Below are 16,924 nucleotides of genomic sequence, written 5' to 3'. Positions count from 1 at the left end.
ACTGTTAGGTTGTGGCTTCCTAGTGTTTTTGCCTTGATTTCATTTAGTTGTTATTAGAGGTTTTTGAACGCACAACCAGAAATGCCTGCCTAGTTGGAATGAAGGATGCACAATTCTGATTGGTAGATTACAAACTTTGTCCACCTTAGTTGATGTCGTTAATTCGGATTTTCCCATTTTATTGAATTATTATCTCACCAATAGATCGCTGTATTTTACTGACTTCTATCTGTCGTAATTTACAGCGATTTCGAGCATGCTAGGGAATGGAGAAGATAATTAATTCATTAAAGTCATGATTGTAACTTCTGGTGGACAAAAGAAACGTCCTGGGAGATAAGTTCCTAAACCCCTATTTACATATAGTTGATTTTTGCCTAATTGATGTAACCCGTGTGACCATTCCCAATGTCGGACTACAAAGTAATTCTCTCTCAGCAATGGTACTTGCCGACGTAATTCAATGGGTATTTTCTCCACTATTTTATTGTAAGTAATTAACGCAGGTCCAAATCCAGGAATGATAATTTGTCCTCCATGAGTATGGCCAGACAATTGTAAATATACGCGCCATGTATTCAATATTTTAGCTGTATTTGGATTATGAGATAAAACTAGACGTGGTTTATTATTATCTAGCTGGTTCATAACTCGTGCGGGATTAAATTCCTTGGAGAAAAAATCTGCTAATCCTACCAACGCTAATTCATTTCCTAGTGGATAGGCGATTTGATTCCACAGGATATTAATACCAATATTTTCTAGTCCTGTTGTAATTTCTGATTGAGAATTTTCATAATATATATCATGGTTGCCAAGTACAGCATAAATCCCACAATTGCTTTCTAAATTTTTGAAATGTCTTGCGAGTTGATGAATAGGTTCTGGAGTTGTGGTTACATAGTCACCAGTTAATATAACTAAATCTGGTTGTGCTCCGTTACAGATGGCGATCGCTCTTTCTAGCATTTTATCTGACAATCGCAAACCATCGTAATGAAGATCTGACATCTGCACCAGTTTTTTACCTTGTAATGATGCAGGTAAATCAGCAATCCTAACCGTTAATTTTTCTGTTGTCAACGGTCAAGATAATAACCTGTGCATAAGCCATTTAATGGTTTTGAGTAGTATTTTTTATAGGTTAACTAAAAGTTTTTAATTTGTTCTCAGTAACAAGATCAGTTTCTCGGAAATTTATAAAATTTGTGATAAGCATTCAGCTAATGCCTAACGGTACGCTACGCGAACAGCCATCAGCATTAAGCTTTTTCAAGCTAACGCCAAAAACACCTAGGGCTTGCTGAAAAACTTGTTCGTGACTCCTAAATTCTTGCAATTTGTGATCTCAACATTGAGGATGTCTATTCTTCACAAATCATACCAAGTCCGTTTCATTAGAAATCATAAATCTTTTCTTCTACCCAATTACCAGTTACCAATTACCAGATATATGAAAACGGACTTGATCTCAAGTTGAAATCCTAACTCAGCGCGATCGCAATCTTACCTACTGTGCGCTCACCTTCGCTATACTCATGAGCAGGCGCTAATTCTTCCAGAGGATATGTGCGATCAATCACTGTTCGCATTTTACCTGTTTCAATTAACTTTTTTAAATAAACCAAATCTTGACTATTAGGCTTCTCTAACACAAATTTCACCTTTTGACCAGGAAGGAACATAGTTAAAAAACCCTGTACAATTACTTCTGGTGTAGGAAGGGTAGAAACATAAACCCCATTTGGCTTTAAAACTTTTCGGCAATTAGAAAATGCTCGTTTACCAACTGCATCAAATATAATATCGTACTGCACATTACCTTCTGTAAAGTCCTGATGCGTATAATCAATAACTAAATCTGCATTCAGAGATTTGACCAAATCCAAATTTTTACAACTGCAAACACCAGTCACTTCAGCCCCCAACGCCTTAGCAATTTGCACCGCAAAAATGCCCACACCGCCTGAAGCACCATTAACCAATACATTCTGACCTGATTTGATGTTGCCCAAGTCTCGCAGGGCTTGTAGAGCCGTTAGCGCTGCTAATGGTATGGTGGCTGCTTCTGCATAACTCAAGTTGTTGGGTTTGGGAGCCGCTAAATTTTCTAGAATTGCGGCGAATTCTGCATAAGCGCCTCCAGGAAAGCTGGTGCTGCCATAAATAGCATCTCCTTCTTTGAAGCGAGTCACTTGTGAACCAATTGCGACGACTTCCCCAGCCACATCAAAACCCAGAATGAGCGGGAATTTGTTCCCGGTCAAAATACTTAACATCCCCTTACGGGTTTTCCAGTCAATGGGATTAACACTACTAGCATGAACTTTTATAAGTAACTGATCAGGCCTGATTTTTGGTTGTTCCACCTTTTCCAAATGCAGCACATCCGCAGAACCATAACGACGGATCACAATAGCTTTCATGGCTTCACCCCTGTTTTTGTACACTATGTTTGTTTGCCATAATTACAGTGTAGCGATTGCGCGGAGCGCAATCGCTGATAACGTAGCGTGGCGTAAGCCATAGGTGATCGCTGAATGTTCAGCACGATTAATTTCTTTCCCTATTCACTCTTTCTTAATTTGACACTATTTCTCATTCTTTAACAGCTTTAAGAACGTGAAAACCAACGGAAAAGCTATGAAAAATAAATTACTTGCAAATAATCTGCATTAAGAGTTATGCTTTTATTGAAGCCATAATCCTGATTCAACATGACTTAAAAGTGCAATTCAGATTATTAATCATTGAAAACTTAAAAGAATATGAACTGCATTTTTACCTCAAAAAAAATGATATGTTGTATACAGAATTGAATTTCGTACGTATCTGAAGTACTACGGCTTATCCTACTCCAGTTTTCCACCTCAAATCCTTGTAAATTATGGCTTTTGGCAGGATCTGGGGAGTACTTGAGTACATGATTAATATATAGTAAAGTCAATCAAAATTTTACCCAAATCCTTATATATATTGGGTTTTGATTGAGTACAAATAAATCCTGAACCCCATTCCATAAATACTCGTACCCTAACTGAAAAATACTAGAACCTCTACCCGAAAAAATATTATTTAATTTTTGTAATACTGAAAAGATTGGGGTTTCTAAATCTGAGTACAAACTTAATAAATCCAATAAATCCTATCCCAGATCAACCAGTCACCTATCTAAAAAGGGCTGCTATAAATCATTTATCGCCAATTACTTAAAGCTCCTTAACAAAGTTAGAAGCCTAAAGTGAGTGGAGGGATGAGATAGCACCATGCCTGAAGTGAATAGAAGTCGCGGCTGTATACACAAAATCAACCCAAGACCCAAATATTGACACAGACCAGCCGAAAGCCAAAGATTTACTGCCCACCCTTGTATTAATTTTGGATTTTGTGGAAAGTCTGAGCGGAGCAAACCTGCGATCATAACTTTCCAAGACAGATTTTAGATTTTGGATTAAAAGCCTTTTTATCAAAAATAGGCTGTTACCAAAATTGCCAATCTGACTAAAGTTATCCAAATTTGGTATCATTGGGAGGCAAATATAAGACGCGACTTCACTTCATAGGCATTGGAAGTAGTAACGGCATCTCCCACAGTGGCTATCTAGTCCACCGACCTTTGCGAAATTCAATGACACTACCGGCCACAGGACTCCTCACCTCCTCCGAACAGGAACTCAATATCAAGCAAGCCAAATCAGGTGGTTGTGGTTGCGACAGCAGCACAGCTCTAGAAATGGACGAAAAGGTCAAAGAACGCATTGCCAAACACCCTTGCTATAGTGAAGAAGCACATCACCATTATGCACGGATGCACGTTGCAGTTGCACCAGCTTGTAATATTCAATGCAACTATTGTAACCGCAAGTATGACTGTGCTAACGAAAGCCGACCTGGAGTAGTGAGTGAGTTACTCACACCTGAAGAAGCCGCACATAAAGTGTTGGTAATTGCAGGTAAAATTCCCCAAATGACAGTGTTGGGAGTTGCAGGTCCTGGTGATCCTTTAGCAAATCCTGAAAAAACATTCCGTACCTTTGAGTTGATTGCAGATAAAGCACCAGATATTAAGCTTTGCTTATCAACTAACGGTTTGATGCTACCAGAATATATTGATCGCATCAAACAATTAAATATAGATCACGTTACTATAACCCTTAACACCATTGATCCAGAAATCGGCGCACAAATTTATGCTTGGGTTCATTACAAACGCAAGCGTTATAAAGGTGTGGAAGGTGCAAAGATTCTGCTAGAAAAGCAGTTGGAAGGATTGCAAGCTTTAAAAGAAGCCGACATTTTGTGTAAAGTTAATTCTGTGATGATTCCCGGAATTAATGATCATCACTTGGTGGAAGTTAACAAAATGATTCGTGAGAATGGTGCATTCTTACACAATATCATGCCGCTAATTTCCGCACCAGAACATGGGACACATTTCGGTTTAACTCATCAACGTGGTCCAACAGGAAAAGAACTCAAAGAAGTTCAAGATAACTGTTCTGGTAACATGAAAATGATGCGTCACTGTCGCCAGTGCCGAGCAGATGCGGTAGGATTATTAGGAGAAGACCGCAGTCAGGAATTTACCAAAGAGAAATTCTTGGAAATGTCTCCAGAATATAACCTGGAAACACGCCAGGAAGTTCATCAGGGCATTGAGAAATTTAGAGAAGCAATTAAACTAGCAAAGGCCAAGGTACAAACTGCTAAGGAAGTTGCCAACAGTCCGAAAATTTTAGTGGCTGTAGCGACTAAAGGTGGTGGATTAGTTAATCAACACTTCGGTCATGTGAAGGAATTTCAAGTGTACGAAGTTGATGGTAATGAAGTGCACTTTATCAGTCATCGCAAAATCGACCAATATTGTCAAGGTGGATACGGCGAAGAAGCGACCGCAGAAAATATAATGAAAGCGATTGCAGATTGTAAAGCAGTCTTAGTTGCCAAAATTGGTAACTGTCCCAAAGAGAAATTAGAAGCAGCAGGGATAAAGACTGTGGAAGCTTACGACGTAATTGAAAAAGTCGCACTTGAATTTTACCAGCAGTATGTAGGGACTGGGGACTAGCGACTGGCGATTGGGTATTGGGAATAGGAAAAAAACTCTTCCCAATACCCAATATCTAATACCCAATCCCCAATCGCCAATCACCAATCCCCACCTAGGAGAATAATCATGGCTTACAAAATTACCGCAGCGTGTATTTCCTGCAAGCGTTGTTTGTCTGTATGTCCTACTGGTGCAGTGAAAATCCTAGATGGTAATCACTCCATTGATTCTGAACTTTGCACAAACTGCGCTGGGGGCATATACACTGTACCTCAATGTAAAGCCGTTTGTCCTACTGTTGATGGTTGCGTTAAAGAACCTAGTGATTATTGGGAAGGTTGGTTTGTTAAATACAACCGCGTCATTGCCAAGTTAACAAATAAACAAGATTATTGGGAGTGTTGGTATAACACTTATTCCCAAAAGTTTTCGGAACAATTGCAAAAGAATCACGTAGTTGTTTAGGTAACTAGGGACTGGGGATTGGGGCGCGGTTTTTATTACCAATTACCCATTACCAATCCCTTAATACTTCATAATTAATATGGAAACTATGCTCAAAGATTGCATCTATCTGGATAATAATGCTACCACTAAGGTAGCTCCCCAGGTGATTGAGGCAATTATGCCTTTTCTGACTGACTATTACGCTAATCCTTCTAGTATGCACACCTTTGGTGGGCAATTAGCTAAAAGTGTGAAGGTAGCTAGAGAACAAATTGCAGCTTTAATCGGTGCTGAAGAATCGGAAATAGTCTTTACTAGCTGTGGAACTGAAGGTGATAATACAGCTATTCGTGCTGCTTTATTAGCTCAACCAGAAAAACGTCATATCATCACTTCCCAAGTAGAACATCCCGCAGTTTTAAATGTCTGCAAACAATTAGAAACTCAAGGTTATCAAGTTACCTATTTGTCAGTTAATGATAAGGGACAAATTGACTTAAATGAGTTAGAAGCTTCTCTAACTGGCAACACTGCTTTAGTGACAGTGATGTATGCCAATAATGAAATCGGCACTATTTTTCCAATTGAAGAAATTGGTGCTAGAGTTAAAGAATATGGAGCAATCTTTCATGTTGATGCAGTACAAGCGGTAGGTAAAGTACCCTTGAATATGAAAACCAGCACCATAGATATGTTAACTATGTCTGGTCACAAAATTCATGCGCCCAAAGGTATTGGTGCTTTGTATGTGAAACGTGGTGTAAGATTCCGTCCCTTCTTAATAGGTGGACATCAAGAAAGAGGACGGAGGGCAGGTACAGAAAATGTTCCCGGAATTATCGCTTTAGGTAAGGCAGGGGAACTGGAAATGCTACTCTTGGAAGAGGCGACTAAGAGAGAAAGAAAACTGCGCGATCGCCTCGAACAAACTTTACTTGCTAACATTCCCGATTGTGTAGTCAATGGTGATGTGAAAAATAGATTACCAAATACTAGTAACATCGGTTTCAAATATATCGAAGGTGAAGCAATTCTCCTACTTCTGAATAAACACGGTATTTGTGCTTCCTCTGGTTCTGCTTGTACTTCTGGTTCACTTGAACCCTCCCATGTTTTGAGAGCAATGGGTTTGCCCTACACTACTTTACATGGTTCAATTCGCTTCAGTCTTTCTCGCTACACCACCGAAGCAGAAATTGATCAAGTAATTGCAATCATGCCAGAAATTGTTGAACGTCTCCGCGCCTTATCTCCCTTCAAAAATGATGACGCGCGTTGGTTACAACAGCAAGAGCACACTTTAGTAAATCGGTAGATTGGGGACTGGGGATTAGGGACTGGGTGCTGGGAAAACTCTCAAGCTACCTAATATCCTCAAATCCCCAGATCCCCTACTCAATAATCATCAATCTAAGAACAGAAGTCTAAAATCCAAAATCTACAATCAACTATGTGGGACTACACAGATAAAGTATTAGAGTTGTTTTACAATCCTAAAAACCAAGGTGCAATTGAAGAAACAAATGAACCTGGTCTGAAGGTTGCAACTGGAGAGGTAGGCAGTATTGCTTGCGGTGATGCTCTCAGATTGCATTTGAAAGTGGAAGTTGCATCTGATAAGATTCTCGATGCTCGTTTTCAAACTTTTGGCTGTACTAGTGCGATCGCTTCTTCTAGTGCTTTAACTGAAATGGTTAAAGGATTGACTTTAGATGAAGCTTTGAAAGTCACCAATAAAGAAATCGCTGCATATTTAGGTGGTTTACCTGAAGCAAAAATGCACTGTTCTGTTATGGGTCAAGAAGCTCTAGAAGCTGCTATCTCTAATTATAGAGGCATTCCTTTAGCTGCCCATGATGATGATGATGAAGGAACACTAATTTGTACTTGTTTTAGTATTACTGATACTAAGATTAGAAAAGTGATTGCTCAAAATAATCTTCTCAGTGCAGAACAAGTAACAAATTATGTAAAAGCTGGTGGCGGATGCGGTTCTTGTTTAGCGAAAATTGATGATATAATCAAAGAAGTTAAGCAAGAGTTTGCCAAAGAGAATCTACACACTAATGGCGCGAAGGCTAAGACAGAAGTTTCAGTTTTAAATAATAGTTTGTGGCAACAAGAACCATTAACTAATGTACGAAAAGTTGCCTTAATTCAAAAAGTATTAGATGAAGAAGTCCGACCCGTTTTAATCGCCGATGGGGGAGATGTTGAACTTTATGATGTAGAAGGCGATAAGGTGAAAGTTGTTCTCCAAGGTGCTTGCGGTTCATGTTCTAGCAGCACAGCTACTTTAAAGATTGCGATTGAATCAAGATTACGTGATCGCATCAGCAAAGAAATTATTGTTGAAGCAGTTAATTATTAGTATTAGTCATTAGTCAAAAATAACTGACGACTGACAAGCAACAAATCCTTATAACCCAATAAACATCATGTACACAAGCAAATTTTCTGTAGAGCGTTCGCCCCCATAGCAACGTTCTACACACGCTCACCGCCGTAGAACTTGGCCGTGAGAACCAAAAGACGAAAGACATCCAATCAACCAATTCTAGGAAAACACGAACAATGACTACTGACGCAAATATTAGACAGATAGCTTTCTACGGCAAGGGCGGTATCGGTAAATCTACTACCTCTCAAAATACCCTCGCAGCTATGGCTGAAATGGGTCAACGCATTATGATCGTAGGTTGCGACCCTAAAGCTGACTCTACCCGTTTGATGCTTCACTCCAAGGCTCAAACCACAGTATTACACTTGGCTGCTGAAAGAGGTGCTGTTGAAGACCTCGAACTCCATGAAGTAATGTTGACCGGTTTCCGTGGTGTGAAGTGCGTTGAGTCTGGTGGTCCAGAACCCGGTGTAGGTTGTGCAGGTCGTGGTATTATCACCGCTATTAACTTCTTAGAAGAAAATGGTGCTTACACAGACTTAGACTTCGTATCTTACGACGTATTAGGTGACGTTGTATGTGGTGGTTTTGCTATGCCTATCCGTGAAGGTAAAGCACAAGAAATCTACATCGTTACCTCTGGTGAAATGATGGCGATGTACGCTGCAAACAACATCGCTCGTGGTATTTTGAAATATGCTCACTCCGGTGGTGTACGTTTAGGTGGTTTGATCTGTAACAGCCGTAAGGTTGACCGTGAAATCGAATTGATCGAAACCTTGGCTGAACGTTTGAACACTCAAATGATTCACTTCGTCCCCCGCGACAACATCGTTCAACACGCAGAATTGCGTCGTATGACCGTTAACGAATATGCACCTGATAGCGATCAGGGTAATGAATACCGCGCATTAGCGAAGAAAATCATCAACAACAAAAACCTCACCATCCCCACCCCAATCGAAATGGATGAGTTGGAAGCATTGTTGGTTGAATTCGGTATTCTTGACGATGATTCCAAGCACGCTGAAATCATTGGTAAGCCTGCACCTGCTGCCAAGTAGAAATCTCTAAATCAGGAAAAGGAAAAAGGGAAACTCTACATAATTTTCTTTTTACCTTCCCTTCCGTCCAATCCCCACAGGGGACATCAAAAGTCCCCATCCTTAATCCCCGTTCCTTAGGAGCAAGAGAGACAGATAATGACTCCTCCAGATGACAAGAAGATCGTTGAACAAAGAAAAGAACTAATTAAAGAAGTTCTAAAAGCCTACCCCGAAAAAGCTTCTAAAAAACGTGAGAAGCACTTAAACGTATACGAAGAAGGCAAGGCTGATTGTGGTGTTAAATCTAACATCAAATCCCTTCCTGGTGTAATGACCGCTCGTGGTTGTGCCTATGCAGGTTCTAAAGGTGTGGTTTGGGGTCCTATTAAGGATATGATCCACATCAGCCACGGTCCTGTAGGTTGCGGTTACTGGTCTTGGTCTGGTCGTCGTAACTACTACCTAGGTAAAACAGGTGTTGACACCTTTGGTACCATGCACTTCACCTCAGATTTCCAAGAACGCGACATCGTGTTCGGTGGAGACAAGAAACTGACCAAGTTAATTGAAGAATTAGATGTATTATTCCCCTTAAATCGTGGGGTTTCTATTCAATCTGAATGTCCCATCGGTCTAATTGGGGATGACATCGAAGCAGTAGCTAAGAAAACATCGAAGACCATTGGTAAGCCAGTTATTCCTGTACGTTGCGAAGGTTTCCGTGGTGTGTCTCAGTCTTTAGGACACCACATCGCTAACGACATGATTCGTGACTGGGTATTCCCCAGAGCAGATCAAGCTAAGAAAGACGGTACATTGAAGTTTGAAGGCACTCCCTACGACGTAGCTATTATTGGTGACTATAACATCGGTGGTGATGCTTGGGCCAGCCGCATCCTATTGGAAGAAATCGGTTTGCGCGTAGTTGCTCAGTGGTCTGGTGACGGTACAATCAACGAAATGTTGATGACCCCCAACGTGAAGATGAACCTCATCCACTGTTACCGCTCGATGAACTACATCAGCCGTCACATGGAAGAAGCTTATGGTATACCCTGGCTTGAGTATAACTTCTTCGGTCCTACCAAGATAGCTGCATCTTTACGCGAAATCGCTTCCAAGTTTGACTCTAAGATCCAAGAAAATGCTGAGAAGGTAATTGCTAAATACCAACCCACAATGGATGCGATAGTTAAGGAATATCGCCCCCGTTTGGAAGGTAAGACAGTTGCAATGATGGTTGGTGGTCTACGTCCCCGTCACGTTGTTCCCGCTTTCCAAGATTTAGGAATGAAGATGATTGGTACTGGTTATGAGTTCGCTCATAATGACGACTATAAACGTACTACCAACTACATCGAAAACGGAACAATCGTTTATGACGACGTTACCGCTTACGAATTTGAAGAATTCATCAAAGCATTAAAGCCAGACTTAGTTGCTTCTGGTGTGAAAGAGAAGTACGTATTCCAAAAGATGGGTCTTCCTTTCCGTCAAATGCACTCTTGGGATTACTCCGGACCTTATCACGGTTACGACGGATTCGCAATTTTTGCTCGTGACATGGATTTGGCACTGAACAGCCCAACTTGGGGACTAATTGGCGCTCCCTGGAACAAAAAAGCTCAAGCTAAAGCCAAAGCTAAGGCTTCTGTTTAGGGAACAAAAATAGTAGGGGCAAAAAACCTGCCCGTACAGGGATAGTCTGGGGCAAAACCCCAGAGGGGAGTTGGGAATTCAAGATTCAAAATTAAAAATTCTAAGTTTTGGATTTTGCATTCTGAATTTTGAGCCAGATTCCCCACTCTCCACCTAAAAACCCCGCCCCTACAGCAAACACAACACACAGCAAGCTTGGAGAACTAGAAATGCCACAGAATCCAGAAAATATTAAGGATCACGTTGAGCTATTCCATCAGCCAGAATACCAACAACTGTTTGAAAACAAAAGACAGTTTGAAAATGCTCATGACCCCGCAGAAGTAGAACGGGTTGCAGAATGGACAAAAAGCTGGGAATATCGTGAAAAGAACTTCGCTCGTGAAGCTTTGACCGTTAACCCCGCTAAAGGTTGCCAACCTCTAGGCGCTATGTTTGCGGCTGTAGGTTTTGAAGGTACTCTTCCCTTTGTTCAAGGTTCTCAAGGTTGTGTGGCTTACTTCCGTACCCACTTAACCCGTCACTATAAAGAACCATTCTCCGGCGTTTCTTCTTCCATGACTGAAGACGCCGCTGTGTTCGGTGGTCTGCAAAACATGATCGATGGCTTGGCTAACTCCTACAAGCTTTATAAGCCAAAAATGATTGCTGTGTGCACCACCTGTATGGCAGAAGTTATCGGTGATGACTTACAGTCTTTCATCGGCAATGCTAAGGAAGCTGGTTCAGTTCCTCAAGATTTACCAGTACCTTTTGCTCACACACCTAGCTTCGTTGGGTCCCACATCACTGGGTACGACAACATGATGAAGGGAATTCTTTCTACCTTAACCGCAGGTAAGAAGAAAGCCAAGAGCAACGGTAAAATCAACTTCATCCCTGGTTTTGACACCTACGTAGAAAACAACCGCGAAATCAAGCGGATTGCTTCTTTAATGGGTATCGACTACACTCTGTTATCTGATAACAGCGATTATGTTGACTCACCTTGCGATGGTGAGTTCAATATGTACCCAGGTGGTACCAAGTTAGAAGACGCAGCAGATTCCATCAACGGTAAGGCTACTATTGCTCTTCAAGCTTATTCCACTGCAAAGACCCGTGAATACATTGCTAAGGAATGGAAGCAAGACGTTTGTGTTTCTCGTCCTTGGGGTATCAAGGGAACTGACGAGTTCTTGATGAAACTCAGCGAACTGACTGGTAAGGCTATTCCTGAACAATTGGAAATCGAACGTGGTCGTGCAGTTGATGCTATGACTGACTCCCATGCTTGGTTGCATGGTAAACATTTCGCCATCTATGGTGATCCTGACTTAGTTTACAGCGTAGTTGGTTTCATGCTGGAAATGGGTGCTGAACCTGTACACATCTTGGTTCACAACACCAACGAAGTATTTGAGAAAGAGCTGCAAGGATTGTTAGATTCTAGCGTGTTCGGTAAGTCCGCTAAAATCTGGGGTGGTAAAGACCTGTGGCATTTACGCTCCTTGTTGTTCACGGAACCCGTAGACCTATTAATTGGTAACTCCTACGGTAAGTACCTGTGGCGTGATTGCGGTGTACCTTTGGTAAGAATTGGCTATCCTATCATGGATCGTCACCACTACCACCGTTATGCTACCGTTGGTTACAAAGGTGTAATCAACTTGTTGAACTGGATTGTTAACACAGTCTTTGAGGAAATTGATCGCACCACGAATATTCCTGGTAAGACCGATATTTCCTACGACTTGATTCGTTAAGAATGTCAGTGGTTAGTGGTCAGTCAGAAACAATCACAACTGACTACTAACAACCAAATAAATAATAAATGGGGATCGGGTGTTAATTCCCAATTCCCAAATTCTCACTTCTGATTTATAGTTATCTCCGGCATCTCTTATGAGATCTATTCCTCACTCTCATCGACACCCTAACACCATACACCTAATTATAAATATTCTGGTTCTTTTGAACTTCTCAAGCCTTTACGGCGATGGATGGATGGCATTGAAATTAAAAACTATTGCTTCGCTCATTTCCAGAGATTTTGTCAGATAATTCCTTGCTGTTGTCATTCTGACCGAGATATTCATTTATTTGGGCGAGGTTTCCATATTCCGGCACTATGCAAAATCAATCCTTTATATAACGAAGTAGTTACTTCACGGTTTCGTGCTTTATCTTACCTGGCTGATGAATGTGGTGAAGACATCACCAAGTATATTTGCTAGAAGTTCTTTTCTAGTTATTACTCATTACTGTTCGGTTATTAGTCATTAGTATTCAATCATTTAAAACAAGAATTATCAAGGATTGATATTATTAAAATTCAGTTACAGATAAATAGACATCTTTTCTAAATCTTTATCTGTGTGAATCTTGTGTAAAGAGGAGTTTTTCAGGAAGTCTATTTAGGTTTGCTTACATTTCGATTAACAACTTCCATTGAGCGCGAGAAGAGAGATGAAAATTACCCAAGGCAAAATTAACGAGTTACTTAGTGAATCAGGATGCAAAGATAATCAACATAAACAAGGAGAAAAGAAAAACAAATCTTGTACACAACAAGCTCAACCAGGTGCTGCTCAAGGAGGATGCGCTTTTGATGGTGCAATGATTGCATTAGTACCTATTACTGATGCTGCTCATTTGGTTCATGGACCTATTGCTTGTGCTGGTAACTCTTGGGGAAGTCGTGGAAGTCTTTCTTCTGGACCAATGCTCTATAAGACCGGTTTTACCACTGATATTAGTGAAAATGATGTAATTTTCGGTGGTGAGAAAAAGCTTTATAAGGCAATTTTGGAAGTTAATGAACGCTACAAACCAGCCGCTATTTTTGTTTACGCTACTTGTGTAACTGCTTTAATCGGCGATGATATTGATGCAGTTTGTAAAGTTGCGGCTGAGAAAGTTGGTACTCCTGTCATTCCAGTAATTGCTCCGGGATTTATTGGTAGTAAAAATCTAGGTAATCGTTTTGGTGGTGAAGCTTTACTAGAATATGTAGTTGGCACTGCTGAACCTGAATATACTACACCTTATGATATTAATTTGATTGGTGAATACAATATTGCTGGTGAAATGTGGGGCGTTTTGCCTTTATTTGAAAAATTAGGCATTCGCGTCTTATCAAAAATCACTGGTGATGCTCGTTATGAAGAAATTCGTTGTGCTCACCGCGCTAAGTTAAATGTAATGATTTGCTCACGGGCCTTATTAAATATGGCGCGGAAAATGGAGGAACGTTACGGTATTCCTTACATTGAAGAGTCTTTTTATGGTATTAATGATATTAATCATTGTCTCAGAACTGTTGCAGCTAAATTAGGTAGTCTTAATTTACAAGCACGGACTGAAAAGTTAATTACAGATGAAACAGCGGCTTTAGATATTGCCCTTGCTCCCTATAGAGAATCCTTAAGGGGTAAACGGGTGGTTCTGTATACTGGTGGTGTGAAAAGTTGGTCGATCATTTCTGCTTCTAAGGATTTAGGAATTGAAGTTGTTGCTACTAGTACACGCAAAAGTACAGAAGAAGATAAATCCAAAATCAAGAAATTACTTGGCAATGATGGCATTATGTTGGAAAAGGGTAATGCCCAAGAATTGCTAAAATTAGTAAGAGAAACTAAAGCTGATATGTTAATAGCTGGTGGTCGGAATCAGTACACAGCTTTAAAGGCAAGAATTCCATTTTTAGATATTAACCAAGAACGTCATCATCCCTATGCAGGTTATATGGGAATGGTGGAAATGGCACGGGAGTTATATGAGGCTTTGTATAGTCCAATTTGGGAACAAATTCGTAAGCCTGCGCCTTGGGAGTAATTTTTAGGTCACAGGTGACAGTAATTAGGGAATAGGGAATAGTGATCTTGTTGACTCCTGACTCCTGACTCCTGACTCCTGACTCCTGACTCCTTACAAATTATTTTGAGATTATTGAGATTAATTTATGGCAATTGTCACTGTTCCCAATAAGTCTGTTAGTGTTAATCCTCTCAAACAAAGTCAAGCTTTAGGTGCATCTTTGGCTTTTTTGGGTTTGAAGGGAACTATGCCTTTATTTCATGGTTCTCAAGGTTGTACTGCTTTTGCTAAGGTGGTTTTGGTTCGACATTTTCGGGAAGCAATTCCTCTTGCTACTACAGCAATGACGGAAGTTACCACTATTTTGGGTGGTGAGGAAAATGTTGAACAAGCTATTCTCACTTTGGTGGAAAAAGCTAAACCGGAAATTATCGGCTTGTGTACGACTGGATTAACAGAAACTAGAGGAGATGATATTGAACGTTTCTTGAAGGATATTCGGGAACGTCATCCAGAACTTGACTATTTAGCAATTGTTTTTGCTCCGACTCCTGATTTTAAAGGTGCGTTGCAAGATGGTTTTGCGGTAGCTGTAGAAACTATTCTGAAGGAAGTTCCTAAAGCTGGAGGAGTTAAACCTGAACAAATTACGATTTTAGCAGGTTCGGCTTTTACTCCTGGGGATGTGCAGGAAGTTCGAGAGATGGTGACATCTTTTGGACTAGAAGCGATCTTTGTCCCTGATTTGGGTGCTTCGTTGGATGGTCATTTGGAAGATGACTACAGCGCAGTAACTGTTAGTGGTACGACTCTTAAACAACTCCGTTCTTTGGGTAGTTCTGCTTTCACTTTCGCCTTAGGTGAAAGTATGCGTGGTGCTGCAAAAATTCTCCAAGAACGTTTTAATACAGATTACGAAGTTTTTCGGGATTTGACTGGTTTAGAACCTGTGGATGAGTTTTTACAGGCTTTATCAGTTCTGAGTGGTAATCCTGTACCGGAAAAATATTGTCGTCAACGTCGTCAGCTGCAAGATGCGATGTTGGATACTCATTTTTACTTCGGTGCTAAACGGGTTTCTTTGGCTTTAGAACCGGATTTAATGTGGACTACAGTGCAGTTTCTACAGTCAATGGGGGCTTCTATTCATGCTGCTGTGACAACGACGCGATCACCTTTGTTAGAACATCTTCCTATAAAAAATGTTACTATTGGTGATTTGGAAGATTTGGAAGATTTAGCAGTGGGTTCTGATTTATTGATTGGTAATTCTAATGTGAACACCATATCGAAACGCCTCAAAATTCCCCACTATCGTTTAGGAATTCCCATCTATGACCGCTTAGGAAATGGTCTATTTACCAAAGTAGGCTATCGCGGAACTATGGAACTTTTATTTGCTATAGGAAACCTGTTTTTAGAACATGAAGAGTCATTAATGATGAATCATTGGTCACCAGTAATTAATAGGGATTAGATCACAGGTGACAGGTGACAGGTGACAGAGATAAATTAATCAACTGTTATTTTTACCTTTTACCTTTTACTTCTTATTTATTCCCTATTTCCTATTTCCTATTCCATCTTTTGACTAAGGACTAATGAAAGTGAAAATCGCCTTTACCACCACAGATAGAATTCATGTTAATGCTCACTTTGGGTGGGCTAGAGAAATTGATATCTATGAAATTTCCGATCATGGATATGAATTTCTAGAAACTCTGAAATTTGAAGGCGACCTCAAAGAAGATGGCAGTGAAGATAAAATCACACCTAAACTTGAGGCGCTTAATGGTTGCACAATTGTTTATGTTGTTGCCATTGGAGGAAGTGCTGCTGCACGCTTAATTAAAGGAGGTGTGACTCCAGTAAAGGCTAAATCAGAGGAAGAAAAAATTGAAGAAGTTCTGACTAAATTAGTCAAAACTCTTAAAGGTAATCCTCCCCCCTGGTTGCGTAAAGCCTTACAACCAAAAACATTAAACTTTGCAGATGAAGTTGAAAACGAAGCAACGGTATGAGTGAAAATAACAGTGTGAACGGAACTGCTACCAACACAGAAATTACTTCACATTTTCTCAAGAGTTTAGTCCAACAAATCCGGGCGCAAGACAGCTATGGTTTTTACCGGAGTTGGTCTGATGAATTAATTTTGAAACCGTTTGTTGTCACTAAACAAAAGAAACGGGAAATTTCTGTTGAAGGTGAAGTAGACCCAGCAACTATTTCTCGGATCAACGCCTTTTTCCGTGCTGTTGCAGCCAGCATTGAAAAAGAAACCGGACTAATATCTAACGTGGTAGTTGACTTAGGTCATGAAGGTTTTGGTTGGGCATTAGTCTTTTCTGGTCGTTTATTGTTAGTTATAAAAACTTTACGCGATGCTCACCGTTATGGTTTTGACTCCCTAGAACAATTAGCAGAAGAGGGAGAAAAGTTCGTCAAAAAAGGTGTTGATTTAGCCAAGCGTTTCCCAGAAGTAGGAAATATTTAAGACTTAGGAATTGGGGACTGGGGACATGG

The 16,924-nt window shown here is 40.4% G+C and carries 13 protein-coding genes and 1 pseudogene; 12 read left to right on the top strand and 2 right to left on the bottom strand.

What is annotated here, in order from left to right:
* Positions 1-279: 279 nt before the first annotated feature.
* Together AAZO_RS06540 and AAZO_RS06535 are read right to left on the bottom strand one after the other, a co-directional pair.
* Positions 280-1,083: a metallophosphoesterase gene (locus AAZO_RS06540; RefSeq protein ID WP_013190634.1), complete on the bottom strand. Its 804-nt coding sequence runs from the start codon at positions 1,081-1,083 to the stop codon at positions 280-282.
* A gap of 401 nt (positions 1,084-1,484) precedes the next feature.
* Positions 1,485-2,426, bottom strand: a complete 942-nt coding sequence (locus AAZO_RS06535) for an NAD(P)-dependent alcohol dehydrogenase (protein ID WP_013190633.1) — start codon at positions 2,424-2,426, stop codon at positions 1,485-1,487.
* 1,202 nt (positions 2,427-3,628) lie between these two features.
* Here AAZO_RS06535 and nifB point away from each other — a divergent pair.
* From nifB to AAZO_RS06475, 12 genes and pseudogenes are all read left to right on the top strand, one after another.
* A complete protein-coding gene (nifB, locus tag AAZO_RS06525; RefSeq protein ID WP_013190632.1) occupies positions 3,629-5,068 on the top strand; it encodes a nitrogenase cofactor biosynthesis protein NifB in 1,440 nt (479 codons plus the stop codon).
* Positions 5,069-5,176: 108 nt separating this feature from the next.
* Entirely contained in the window at positions 5,177-5,515 is a 339-nt protein-coding gene (locus AAZO_RS06520) for a 4Fe-4S binding protein (RefSeq protein ID WP_013190631.1), read from the top strand.
* Between the two features lie 88 nt (positions 5,516-5,603).
* Positions 5,604-6,812, top strand: coding sequence for a cysteine desulfurase NifS (gene nifS, locus AAZO_RS06515; RefSeq protein ID WP_013190630.1), 1,209 nt, complete (start codon positions 5,604-5,606; stop codon positions 6,810-6,812).
* Between the two features lie 135 nt (positions 6,813-6,947).
* Positions 6,948-7,868, top strand: a complete 921-nt coding sequence (nifU, locus tag AAZO_RS06510) for a Fe-S cluster assembly protein NifU (protein ID WP_013190629.1) — start codon at positions 6,948-6,950, stop codon at positions 7,866-7,868.
* A 203-nt stretch (positions 7,869-8,071) separates the two neighbouring features.
* Complete coding sequence (gene nifH, locus AAZO_RS06505; protein ID WP_013190628.1) at positions 8,072-8,962, top strand: nitrogenase iron protein; 891 nt, start codon at positions 8,072-8,074, stop codon at positions 8,960-8,962.
* Between the two features lie 138 nt (positions 8,963-9,100).
* A complete protein-coding gene (gene nifD / locus AAZO_RS06500; protein ID WP_013190627.1) occupies positions 9,101-10,603 on the top strand; it encodes a nitrogenase molybdenum-iron protein alpha chain in 1,503 nt (500 codons plus the stop codon).
* A 209-nt stretch (positions 10,604-10,812) separates the two neighbouring features.
* The gene (gene nifK, locus AAZO_RS06495; RefSeq protein ID WP_013190626.1) at positions 10,813-12,348 is read left to right on the top strand and encodes a nitrogenase molybdenum-iron protein subunit beta; all 1,536 of its coding nucleotides are present in this window, start codon (positions 10,813-10,815) and stop codon (positions 12,346-12,348) included.
* Positions 12,349-12,487: 139 nt separating this feature from the next.
* Positions 12,488-12,819, top strand: a pseudogene (locus AAZO_RS29125) (Mo-dependent nitrogenase C-terminal domain-containing protein).
* Between the two features lie 232 nt (positions 12,820-13,051).
* Positions 13,052-14,419 (top strand): nitrogenase iron-molybdenum cofactor biosynthesis protein NifE, encoded by a 1,368-nt coding sequence (nifE, locus tag AAZO_RS06490; RefSeq protein ID WP_013190624.1) that lies wholly within the window; start codon positions 13,052-13,054, stop codon positions 14,417-14,419.
* Between the two features lie 127 nt (positions 14,420-14,546).
* The gene (gene nifN, locus AAZO_RS06485) at positions 14,547-15,878 is read left to right on the top strand and encodes a nitrogenase iron-molybdenum cofactor biosynthesis protein NifN (RefSeq protein WP_013190623.1); all 1,332 of its coding nucleotides are present in this window, start codon (positions 14,547-14,549) and stop codon (positions 15,876-15,878) included.
* 124 nt (positions 15,879-16,002) lie between these two features.
* On the top strand, positions 16,003-16,422 hold the full coding sequence (nifX, locus tag AAZO_RS06480) for a nitrogen fixation protein NifX (RefSeq protein WP_013190622.1): 420 nt from the start codon (positions 16,003-16,005) through the stop codon (positions 16,420-16,422).
* Positions 16,419-16,895 (top strand): NifX-associated nitrogen fixation protein, encoded by a 477-nt coding sequence (locus tag AAZO_RS06475; RefSeq protein ID WP_013190621.1) that lies wholly within the window; start codon positions 16,419-16,421, stop codon positions 16,893-16,895. The genes nifX and AAZO_RS06475 overlap by 4 nt, the downstream gene beginning before the upstream one ends.
* Positions 16,896-16,924 lie beyond the last annotated feature (29 nt).

The sequence above is a fragment of the 'Nostoc azollae' 0708 genome, from assembly GCF_000196515.1.
GTDB lineage: Bacteria > Cyanobacteriota > Cyanobacteriia > Cyanobacteriales > Nostocaceae > Trichormus_B > Trichormus_B azollae.
The sequence above is the reverse complement of the archived record's forward strand: the minus strand, read 5'-3'. Positions and strand labels throughout refer to the sequence as shown.

Excerpts from the sequence above, each read along its gene's own strand:
- AAZO_RS06535 (WP_013190633.1), bottom strand. The coding sequence starts at position 2,426 with ATGAAAGCTATTGTGATCCGTCGTTATGGTTCTGCGGATGTGCTGCAT.
- nifB (WP_013190632.1), top strand. The coding sequence starts at position 3,629 with ATGACACTACCGGCCACAGGACTCCTCACCTCCTCCGAACAGGAACTC.
- AAZO_RS06520 (WP_013190631.1), top strand. The coding sequence starts at position 5,177 with ATGGCTTACAAAATTACCGCAGCGTGTATTTCCTGCAAGCGTTGTTTG.
- nifS (WP_013190630.1), top strand. The coding sequence starts at position 5,604 with ATGCTCAAAGATTGCATCTATCTGGATAATAATGCTACCACTAAGGTA.
- nifU (WP_013190629.1), top strand. The coding sequence starts at position 6,948 with ATGTGGGACTACACAGATAAAGTATTAGAGTTGTTTTACAATCCTAAA.
- nifH (WP_013190628.1), top strand. The coding sequence starts at position 8,072 with ATGACTACTGACGCAAATATTAGACAGATAGCTTTCTACGGCAAGGGC.
- nifD (WP_013190627.1), top strand. The coding sequence starts at position 9,101 with ATGACTCCTCCAGATGACAAGAAGATCGTTGAACAAAGAAAAGAACTA.
- nifK (WP_013190626.1), top strand. The coding sequence starts at position 10,813 with ATGCCACAGAATCCAGAAAATATTAAGGATCACGTTGAGCTATTCCAT.
- nifE (WP_013190624.1), top strand. The coding sequence starts at position 13,052 with ATGAAAATTACCCAAGGCAAAATTAACGAGTTACTTAGTGAATCAGGA.
- nifN (WP_013190623.1), top strand. The coding sequence starts at position 14,547 with ATGGCAATTGTCACTGTTCCCAATAAGTCTGTTAGTGTTAATCCTCTC.
- nifX (WP_013190622.1), top strand. The coding sequence starts at position 16,003 with ATGAAAGTGAAAATCGCCTTTACCACCACAGATAGAATTCATGTTAAT.
- AAZO_RS06475 (WP_013190621.1), top strand. The coding sequence starts at position 16,419 with ATGAGTGAAAATAACAGTGTGAACGGAACTGCTACCAACACAGAAATT.